The sequence below is a fragment of the Azospirillum melinis genome, from assembly GCF_013340935.1.
Classification (GTDB): Bacteria; Pseudomonadota; Alphaproteobacteria; order Azospirillales; family Azospirillaceae; genus Azospirillum; species Azospirillum melinis.
In genome coordinates this window covers 68,136-77,887 of the sequence record NZ_WHOS01000033.1, presented here as the reverse complement: position 1 = coordinate 77,887, position 9,752 = coordinate 68,136, and the positions used below count along the sequence as shown (strand labels likewise).

The window sequence follows — 9,752 nt, the reverse complement described above, 5'->3', positions numbered from 1 at the left end:
TGGCCAGGAAGGTGATCAGCGCCACGAAGGAGCCGATCATGTAAATCTCGCCATGGGCAAAGTTGATCATCCCGATGATGCCGTACACCATCGTGTAGCCGATCGCGATCAGGCCGTAGATCGCTCCAAGCGACAAGCCGTTGATCAATTGCTGAAGAAAATATTCCATCAGGCAGGCTTCTCCCACTCTCCCAGATCAACGAATAGGCAGGCACGCAAAAAAGATTGAGCCGTGTGCGGCAGCGGAGTTCCGATCCGGATGAACGGGGGAGAACATCCAGGACCGAGGCAGGGGACGCTTGGAACCCCGCCGCCGCACCCGGTTCTTGCCGAAGCCCCGCCGGATGCGGGATCCGGCGGGGCTTCGGGCGAATTCGTTACAGGGGACCGCTGCGGGCCGGCATGCAGGGAGCCGGGATAAGGCCGGCCTTGACCCAGGCGGGCATCTTCCGGATACGCGACGAGGTCGCGGGGGTGCGGTCATGCACCCGAGCGGCATTCCGTCGTTCGACCATGGTCAACAACTCCCACTTGCGCGGCACGGGCTTGCGCCGTGGCGTCCCCACCGGCATCGCTGCCGGACATCCTGTTGTGAATCGCGGGCCAGTTCGGACGGAGTGACCGTCCGGACAGCACCAGTCGGCGAAAGGCGCCGTGCCTTACCCTGTTCAAAACTGTTCTTGGTCTTTGGCCCCGGCACTTAAGAGCCGGTTGCATATGTTACCCTTTTTCTTGTGACAGACAGGTAATGCAACTTGATCCGTAGGCGCAACACTCTCTTTCCAAGGGTCGAAAAAAACAACAATCGTTCCGAAGCATCGCGCCTTTTCCGTTCAAAATTTCTACCCTTGGCGTTTTCGAGAAATATCGTTCAGTTTATTGTCAACAGCTGTTCACATCATCCGCGGACCGTTTCGCGCGGGTCGGTGAAGGGCTGTGCAAGCGCCTCGGCCACCGCCGGATGGGTCAGCCGGCCGGCCTGGACGTTCAGCCCGGCCAGCAGGTGCGGATCCTCGGCCAGCGCCCGTTTCCAGCCCTTGCCGGCCAGCGCCTGGACGAAGGGCAGAGTGGCGTGGTTCAGCGCCTCGGTGCTGGTGCGGGCGACCGCACCCGGCATGTTGGCGACGCAATAATGCACCACGCCGTCCACCACATAGGTCGGGTCGGAATGGGTGGTGGCGTGGCTGGTCTCGAAACAGCCGCCCTGGTCGATGGCGACGTCCACCAGAACCGAGCCGCGGCGCATGCCGGCCAGCTGGTCGCGGCGCACCAGTTTCGGCGCGGCGGCGCCCGGCACCAGCACGGCGCCGACCACCAGATCGGCATCGGCGACCAGCCGGTCGAGCGTGTCGGCGGACGCATAGACGGTCTTCAGCCGCGGTCCGAACAGGTCGTCGAGTTGGGCCAGCCGCGGCATGGAGCGGTCGGCGATGGTCACGTCGGCGCCCAGCCCCATCGCCATGCGGGCGGCGTTGGCGCCGACCACGCCGCCGCCGATGACCAGGACCTTGCCGGGGAGCACGCCGGGCACGCCGCCCAGCAGGATGCCGGAGCCGCCGTTGCTCTTCTGCAAGGCGACGGCACCGACCTGGATCGCCATGCGGCCGGCGATCTCCGACATCGGCGCCAGCAGCGGCAGGCGGCCGGCACGGTCGGTGACGGTTTCATAGGCGATGGCGGTGCAGCCGCTGTCCATCAGCAGCCGGGCCTGTTCGGGATCGGGGGCGAGGTGCAGATAGGTGAAGAGCACCTGATCCGGCCGCAGCCTGCGACATTCCGCCGGCTGCGGCTCCTTGACCTTCACGATAAGCTCGGACCTCGCAAAGATCTCCTCGGCGGTTTCGGCGATCTCGGCGCCTGCCGCACGGTAGGCCTCGTCGGAAAAACCGATCTCGGCGCCGGCGCCGCTCTGCACCAGCAGGGAATGGCCGTCCGCCGCCAGTTCGCGGACAGATGCCGGCGTCAGCCCGACGCGGTATTCGTGGTTCTTGATTTCCTTGGGAACGCCGATGCGCGTGACCATGCGAGATCTCCCCGATCCGAACGCCCGTTTCAGTCAATCCGGCCAATCGAATCCAGCAGAACCATCTGGTATCCCAGGAAACCATCGGTAGGGCGGATTGTCTCAGCGATGTCACTATACGGCTGGCGAAGCGGGTGAATCTCTGCAAAGCCTTGCATGAATCCCCCATAGTGTGGTGGAGCTTTCGTACGATCCGCCACGTCTTCGAATAAAGTTGCATGCACGCCCTGGACGCCCTGGACCACAAGATCCTGCGCCTGCTCCGCAAGGATGGCCGGATGAGCAACGCCAAGCTGGCGGCGGAGGTCGGGTTGTCTCCCTCCGCCTGCCTGCGCCGCCTGCACATGCTGGAGCATTCCGGCGTGATCCGCGGCTATACCGCCATCATCGAGACGGCGGACGAGGAGCGGTCGGTGACCGTCATCGTCCAGATCACGCTGGAACGGCAGACCGACGAGTATCTGCGCCGCTTCGACGCCGCCGTCCGCCGTTGCCCGGAGGTGCGGGAGTGCTACCTGCTGTCCGGCAGTTCCGACTATCTGTTGCGGGTGGTGGCGCAGGATCCGGGCGATTACGACCGCATCTACAAGGACTCGCTGTCGCGCCTGCCAGGGGTGGTGCGCATCCAGTCGAATTTCGCCATCCGCAGCGTCGTGCGCCCCGGCAGCCTGCCGGCGCTGGAGGATCGTGCGGACTGACCGCTGAGGGAACGTCTTCCTCTTGCCCAAGGGGGCAGGTTCGCTCCGGAAGGGCTTGCGTCAGGGAGGGGGAGGCCGCGTGCCACCGTCGTGATCGTGTAATCCTTGAATTCCGGAGCGAACCTGTCCAAGTTCGGGGAACCATGACACTGCCGCCCCGCCATATCCGTAACCTCCTGCGTGCAGGCCGCGTTCACGCAGGCTCGCCCGCCCCGGATCTGGTCGCCTGAGGCAAGGCTCCCGGACCGTCCGGGGCCAATATAATCTCCGCATCCAAGAGAGCCGCTCGAACCGCATCACTGCGGTCGCGGGTTTATCACGTGCAACCGCTGCATGACCGATGAGGCGTCCACCGGGGGGCGTCGCCCGGCAGCCGGTTGTGCATGCCGAGAAAAGCGAAGGAAGATTTTGATGCGTCCCGCAGACCAGTTTCCGCCCATCGTGCTGACCGCCACCGACCATGACCGCCTCTCGGCTCTGGTGGAGGCCGTTTCCGAGAGGTTGCCCGATGTATATGCATACCTCACGGTCGAACTGGAGCGCGCTGCGGTGATCGATGCCGGCGAACTCGTGACGACGGTGGTCACGATGGGCGCGCGCGTGGCGTTCCGGGACGAGGTAACCGGACAGGAGCGGACTGTCACCCTGGTTTATCCGGGTGATGCCGACCTCGCGGCCGGTCGGGTGTCGGTGCTGACCCCCATTGGCGCGGCCCTCATTGGCGTCGCGGAAGGACAGTCGATCACATGGTACACGCGCGAGGGCGAGGCGAAGACCCTCACCGTTTTGGCCGTCGAGCCTCCCATTGCGGACGGGGGCGCCGTCGCCGCATGATCCGCGGTCGCCGACTGCACGCAAGACGCTTCACAACCGCTTCGCCGGCTGGGCGGCTATAGCCTCGCGACGTTGCTCCGGTTCGTGCCGTCCGATGGGGAATACAGCCCTGTGCCAAGGCCGCTGATCTTCCATGGTCCCTCTCACCCGAACAGGTCGAGTTCCGGGTCCGGCGCGGTTTCCGGGTGGGTCAGGTCGGTGCAGCCGATGCCGATCAGGCGGAAGGCGCGGCCGTCGACCTCGCGCTCCAACAGGGCGACGCCGGCGGCCAGGATCGCCTCGGCCGAGCGGGTCGGCTCCACCCGGCGGGAGCGGGTCAGCTGCTGGAAATCCTTGGTCTTCAGCTTCAGCACCACGCTGCGGCCGAGCAGCCCCTCGCGCTCCAGCCGGCGGGAGACCTTGTCGGCCAGCGGGCGCAGCTCCTGCGCCAGGGCGGGCAGGGTGGTGACGTCCCAGTCGAAGGTTTCCTCCGACGAGATGCTCTTGCTCTGCGACTCCGCATGCACCCGGCGGGAATCCTCGCCACGGGCGTAGCTGTAGAGCACCCGGCCCATGGCGCCGTAGCGCTTGACCAGCCAATGCTCGTCCCTGTCCTGAAGGTCGCCGACGCGGGTGATGCCGTCGGCGAACAGCTTGCGCTCCAGCGCCGGGCCGACGCCCCACAGGATGGTGACCCGCTTGGGCGCCAGGAAGGCCGCCGCCTCCGCCCGGCCCAGCGCGGAGAAGCCGCGCGGCTTGTCGAGGTCGGACGCGATCTTCGCCAGCAGCTTGTTGTAGCTGAGCCCGATCGAGGCGGTGATGCGCAGTTCCCGCTCGAAGCGGCGGACGATCTCCACCAGCGCCTGGGCCGGGCTGATGCTGAGGCGGTCTTCCACGCCGGTCAGGTCGAGATAGGCCTCGTCGATGCTGATCGGCTCGACCAGCGGGGTGAAGGCCTCCATGATCTCGCGGGCCCGATGGCCGACCTCTTTGTATTTGGCGATGTTGGGGCGGATGATGGTGGCGTCGGGGCAGCGGTCCAGCGCCTCGCGGATCGTCATGGCCGAGCGCACGCCCGATATCCGCGCGACATAGCAGCAGGCGGCGACCACCCCGCGATGGTCGTCGCCGCCGACGATCACCGGGCGGCTGGCCAGCTCCGGCCGGTCGCGCTTCTCCACCGTGGCATAGAAGCTGTCGCAGTCGATGTGGCCGATGGGCAGGCTGTGCAGCTCGGCATGGCGGAACAGCCGCCGGCTGCCGCATTTCGGGCAGCGGGTCACGTCACCCGATCCTGCGCCGGGGAGGGCGGCGGCGCAGTCGCGGCAGACGCTGTGCAGGGCGGTGGTCATGATGGCGGCAGCTTAGCAAAGGGCCGCGCGAACCGCCAGCTTATGCGTACAAAGGAAGAACGGAATGCGAGGTCAGCGCGACGGCGACTTCGCCCGGTCGGCGGCGGCGATGCGGGAGGCGATGGCCTGCAAGCCACCCAGCAGCAGCTTCGCCATCCCCCAGTGGTAGAGGGCCGATCCGGCCAGCACCGCCAGCAGGGCGCTCCAGCCGCCGATCCAGCCGGCGAGCACGGCCACGACGAGGGAGGCGGCGGCCGAGACGACCAGCGCCACCAGAATCGTCAAGCCATTGGCTCCGTTGATCCGGCCGAGGATCGCCGCCCGCTCCATCGCCGCGGCGCCGAGCAGGAGGACCAGCGACAGGGTCAGCGAAATGATCAGCAGCAGGACCATGGCGCACTCGGGACTGTGGTCAGGGGATTGTGGCTAGGGGAAAGAGGCGGGCCTCACCGCAACACGTCGCCGCCCACCGCCAGCCGGCCGGCGACGACGGCGGCCTGGGTGCGGCTGACCACGTTCAGCTTGCGCAGGATGCTGGAGACATGGACCTTCACCGTCTGCTCCGACACGTTCAGTTCGCCGGCGATCTGCTTGTTCAGCTTGCCGTCGACGATCATCGTCAGGATGCGCAGCTGCTGCGGCGACAGCGAGGCGAAGCGGCGGGCGGAGTCTGCCTCGTCGGCTTCCGACGAGACGGCGGACAGCGGCGGCGCCCAGGTCTCGCCGGACAGGATGGCGCGGATGGCGTCGGCCATCGCCGGCATCGACAGCGACTTGGGGATGTAACCCGACGCGCCATAGGCCAGCGCCCGGCGGATGGTGTCGGGATCCTGCAAGGCCGACAGGATGGCGACCGGCACGGTCGGATGGTGGGCCAGCATCAGGAACAGGCCGGCGAAGCCGTGGGTGCCGGGCATGTTCAGGTCGAGCAGGACGAGGTCGATCCCGTCCGGCCGCTGCCCCACCGCGGTCATCACCGAATCGAGGTCCGGGCATTCGATCACCCGCACCTCCGGCATCGCCCTGCCCAGCGCGTCGCGCAGCGCCGCCTGCACCAGCGGATGGTCGTCGCCGATGACGATTGTCGTCTGTCCGGCGGCCGTTTGCCCGGCTGTCGCTTGTTCAGCCGCCGCTTGCCCGGCCGCCGCTCGTCCAGCCGTTTTCGATGCGCCTGCTGCGCTGTCCTTGTCCATGGCTTCCGCACTCCCCCCATTTGCGGCCGCCCGGCTTTTGTCCGGTTCCAGCCTTAACGCTCGGCCACGGCCGCCGTCTGCAAGGCCGCCCCGTTCAGGAAGCGGCGCAGCGACGCCGGCTTCACCGGTTTGTAGAGCACCCCGCAGCCGCAACGCTCCGCCTCCGCCCGCACCGCTTCGGAGCGGTCGGCGGTCAGCAGCAGCCCCTTGACCGGACGGTCCCACAATTCCCGCAACCGCTCCAGAACCGCAAGCCCCGTCTGGCCGTCCCCCACGTGATAATCGACACAGATTACATCGGGAAGCGCTCCGTCGAAGGGAGCGAGCGCCGTCAGCGCGCCTTCGACGTCCGACGCGGTCGCCACCCGGCAGCCCCATTGGCCGAGCAGCGCGCGCAAACCCGCCAGGATCGGCTCCTCATTGTCGATGCACAGGACCAGAAGCCCGGCTGACAGGGCGGCGGGGGTGGAGACCGGCCGGGTGACCGGGGTGGCGCGGGCCTGCTCCATCGGCACCTCCACCGCGAAGCCGGTGCCGCGCCCGACGGTGGAGCGCAGGCTGACGGGATGGTCGAGCAGCCGGGCGATGCGGTCGACGATGGCGAGGCCCAGGCCCAATCCCTTGTCGGCCGGGTTGCCGCCGCCGTTTTCGCCGCCCAGCCGGCGGAACTCCTCGAACACCTCGTGGCGCTTGGCCTCGGGGATGCCGGGGCCGGTGTCCCACACCTCGATGCGCAGGCGATCGCCCCCCAGAGAATTGCCGTGAAGAGGATCGCGGCGGCGCCGGCAGCCGAGCAGGACGCGGCCCTTCGGCGTGTAGCGGATGGCGTTGGACAGGAAGTTCTGCAACACCCGGCGCAGAAGCTGCGGGTCGGAGCGCACCACCGCACCGCAGCCCACCACCTTCAAGGTCAGCCCGCGTTCCTGCGCCAGGGCGGAGAACTCCACCCCCAGCCCGCCGAGAAGCTCGTCGATGGCGAAGCTGCGCATCTTCACCCGGACATTGCCGGCGTCCAGCGAGGAGATGTCGAGCAGCCCGCCCAGCAGCATCTCGGTCGAGCGCAGGGAGGCTGCGGCGTTGTCGATCATGCCGCATTCGGACTCCCGCTGGTCGGGCGTCGGCAGCGGTCCCCGCATGCTCTCCTCCAGCGCCGAGACGAACAGGCGGGCGGCGTTCAGCGGTTGCAGCAGATCGTGGCTGGCGGCGGCGAGGAAGCGGGTCTTGCTGGCATTCGCCGCCTCGGCCTCCGCCTTCGCCTGTTGCAGCGCGTCGGTGCGTTCCTGCACGCGGTGCTCCAGGCTTTCGTTGGCCTCGCGCAGCGCCTCGGCGGCGCGGTAGCGCTCGGTCACGTCGGTGTAGGTCGAGACATAGCCGCCTTCCGGCAGCGGGTTGGCGACGATCTCCAGCACCGTGCCGTCGGGGCGGCGCCGCTCGTAGCGGTAGGGCCATTGCTGGTTGGCGGTGTCGCGGTTGGTCAGCAGTGCCGTCATGTCGTGGGCGCTGTATTCGCCGCGCCGCTCGTTGAAGCGGATCAGGTCGGCGAAGGGCACGCCAACCCGCACCATGTCGGCCGGCAGGTCGAGCAGTTCCAGATAGCGGTGGTTCCAGGCGGCGATGCGGTGGTCGGCGTCGATCACGCAGATGCCCTGGCCGATGTTCTCCAGCGTCGCCTGGAGAAGCTTGCGGTTGAAGCGCAGCGCCTCCGACGCCTCGTCCAGCATCGCCATGGCGTCGCCGCGCGACAGCGAGCGGCCCTGGAGCGAGGCGGCCATCACCACCCGCGCCGACGCCGCCCCGATGGCACCGGCGATCAGCGTCTCGGTGAAGCGGACGGCGTCGAGGTCGGCGGGTCCGGTCTCGCCCTTGCGTCCGGCGGCGTACGCATCGAAGGCGGCGTTGCCGCGCTCCGCCCCGACGAAGCGGATGGCAAGCGCCCGCAAATCGGCCAGCCTAGCCAGCGCCTGGGGGGTGTCGTCCTCGTCGCGGTCGGCGCTGGCGCTGGTGTAGAAGACGGCCTGGGTGCGTTCCACCGCGCTGGGGCGGGCCAGCAGCGAGCCGGCGACGAAGGCGATCAGGTTGGCCAGAAGGCTCCACAGGCTGGCGTGCGAGATGGGGTCCAGCCCCTCGATCCCGAACAGCGCCTGCGGGCGCAGCCAGCCGATGCCCCAGGGGCCGAAATCGAGGAAGGCGTCCGGCACCGGCACGATGCGCGCCATCGACGGCACCAGCAGCGTGTAGACCCACAGCAGGAAGCCGGCGCCCAGCCCGGCCAGCGCTCCCACCCGGTTGGCACGCCGCCAGTACAGCCCGCCGAAGAAGGCCGGCCCGAACTGCGCCACGGCGACGAAGGACAGGAGGCCGATGACGGTCAGCGGATAATCGCGGTCGACCAGCCGGTGCATGACATAGGCCAGCAGCAGGATGCCCACCACCGACAGCCGCCGCACCAGCAGGAGCGTGCCGACCATGTCGCGCCGGCCGACGCGGGCGGCGAAGCGCGGGCGGCTGAGCAGCAGAGGCATCACCACGTCGTTGCACAGCATGGTGCTGAGCGACACCGCGGCGACGATGACCATGCCGGTCGCCGCCGACAGGCCGCCGATGAAGGACAGCAGGCTGAAGCCGCTCGCCCCCGCCGCGATGGGCAGGGTGATCATGAAGGTGTCGGGGTTGATGCCGTCCTCGAAGGTGATCAGCCCGGCGACCGCGATGGGGATCATCAGGGCGCTCAGCGCCACCAGATAGGAGGGGTACATCCAGGCGGCGGCGCGCAGATGGCGGGGATTGTCGTTCTCCACCGTCATCACATGGTACATCTGCGGCAGGCAGAGGAAGGCGATGATCGAGATCGCCGTGTTCGACCACCAGGTCGGGTCGGTGAAGTCGGGCGACAGCAGCGGCTCCGCCTGCGGCCGGGCGATCAGGTCGGTGTAGCCGTCGAACATGCCCCAGACGATGAAGACCGCCACCGCCAGGAAGACGGTCAGCTTCACCAGGCTTTCGAAGGCGATGGCCAGCATCAGGCCGCGGTGATGCTCGCTGGCGTTGATGTGGCGGACGCCGAACAGGATGGTGAAGACCGCCATCGACAGCGCCACGGCGAAGGCGGTGTCGCCCCAGACCGGTGGCGGCAGCGCCGCCGGGGCGGCCAGCGAGGGGGCCGTGAGCACGTCGAAGCTGGCGGCGACCGCCTTCAGCTGCAAGGCGATGTAGGGCAGCACGCCGACCAGCGCCGTCAGCGTCACCAGCGCCGCCACCGCCTGGCTCTTGCCGTAGCGGGCGCCGATGAAGTCGGCGATGGAGGTGACGTTCTGCGCCTTGGTGATGGCGATGGTCTTGGTCAGCACCGGGCGGGCCGCCAGCAGCAGGATCATCGGCGCCAGATAGATCGGCAGGAAATCGAACCCGCTGGCCGAGGCCCGGCCGACCGAGCCGTAGAAGCTCCAGCTGGTGTTGTAGATGCACAGCGTCAGCGCAAAGAGGATCCCGGTCGCCCGCGGCGAGGCCGACAGCAGCGCGCCCCCTGCGGTGCGCCGGTCGCCCCACCAGGCGATGGCGAACAGAACCCCCAGATAGGCCGCCGAAACGGCCAGCACCAGCCAACTCTGCACGACCGACGGACCTCTTTGGGGTGGAAAGGGGGAAACTGTGCGACGACCCTATCGCAATGCTC

The 9,752-nt window shown here is 68.1% G+C and carries 8 protein-coding genes; 2 read left to right on the top strand and 6 right to left on the bottom strand.

The genetic code is table 11. From position 1 onward, the window contains the following. Window positions 1-169, bottom strand: a 169-nt coding sequence (locus GBZ48_RS22595; RefSeq protein WP_423319691.1) for an ABC transporter permease subunit, incomplete at its 3' end; no start/stop codon positions are given. A gap of 729 nt (window positions 170-898) precedes the next feature. Then, the gene (ald, locus tag GBZ48_RS22590; protein ID WP_174473057.1) at window positions 899-2,023 is read right to left on the bottom strand and encodes an alanine dehydrogenase; all 1,125 of its coding nucleotides are present in this window, start codon (window positions 2,021-2,023) and stop codon (window positions 899-901) included. A gap of 218 nt (window positions 2,024-2,241) precedes the next feature. On the opposite strand from ald, the gene GBZ48_RS22585 reads away from it, so the two are divergent. Next, window positions 2,242-2,721, top strand: coding sequence for an Lrp/AsnC family transcriptional regulator (locus tag GBZ48_RS22585; RefSeq protein ID WP_174473056.1), 480 nt, complete (start codon window positions 2,242-2,244; stop codon window positions 2,719-2,721). 411 nt (window positions 2,722-3,132) lie between these two features. Beyond that, a complete protein-coding gene (gene rnk / locus GBZ48_RS22580) occupies window positions 3,133-3,555 on the top strand; it encodes a nucleoside diphosphate kinase regulator (RefSeq protein ID WP_246307380.1) in 423 nt (140 codons plus the stop codon). A gap of 143 nt (window positions 3,556-3,698) precedes the next feature. Here the strand turns inward: rnk and GBZ48_RS22575 are convergent, their stop codons facing one another. From GBZ48_RS22575 to GBZ48_RS22560, 4 genes are all read right to left on the bottom strand, one after another. Then, a complete protein-coding gene (locus GBZ48_RS22575) occupies window positions 3,699-4,886 on the bottom strand; it encodes a DNA polymerase IV (RefSeq protein WP_174473054.1) in 1,188 nt (395 codons plus the stop codon). 72 nt (window positions 4,887-4,958) lie between these two features. Continuing rightward, a complete protein-coding gene (locus GBZ48_RS22570) occupies window positions 4,959-5,279 on the bottom strand; it encodes a hypothetical protein (RefSeq protein WP_174473053.1) in 321 nt (106 codons plus the stop codon). Between the two features lie 53 nt (window positions 5,280-5,332). After that, entirely contained in the window at window positions 5,333-6,079 is a 747-nt protein-coding gene (locus tag GBZ48_RS22565) for a LuxR C-terminal-related transcriptional regulator (RefSeq protein WP_246307379.1), read from the bottom strand. A 53-nt stretch (window positions 6,080-6,132) separates the two neighbouring features. Continuing rightward, window positions 6,133-9,690 carry a NahK/ErcS family hybrid sensor histidine kinase/response regulator gene (locus tag GBZ48_RS22560; RefSeq protein WP_174473052.1) on the bottom strand — a complete coding sequence of 1,186 codons (3,558 nt, stop codon included), beginning with the start codon at window positions 9,688-9,690 and terminating at the stop codon, window positions 6,133-6,135. Window positions 9,691-9,752 lie beyond the last annotated feature (62 nt).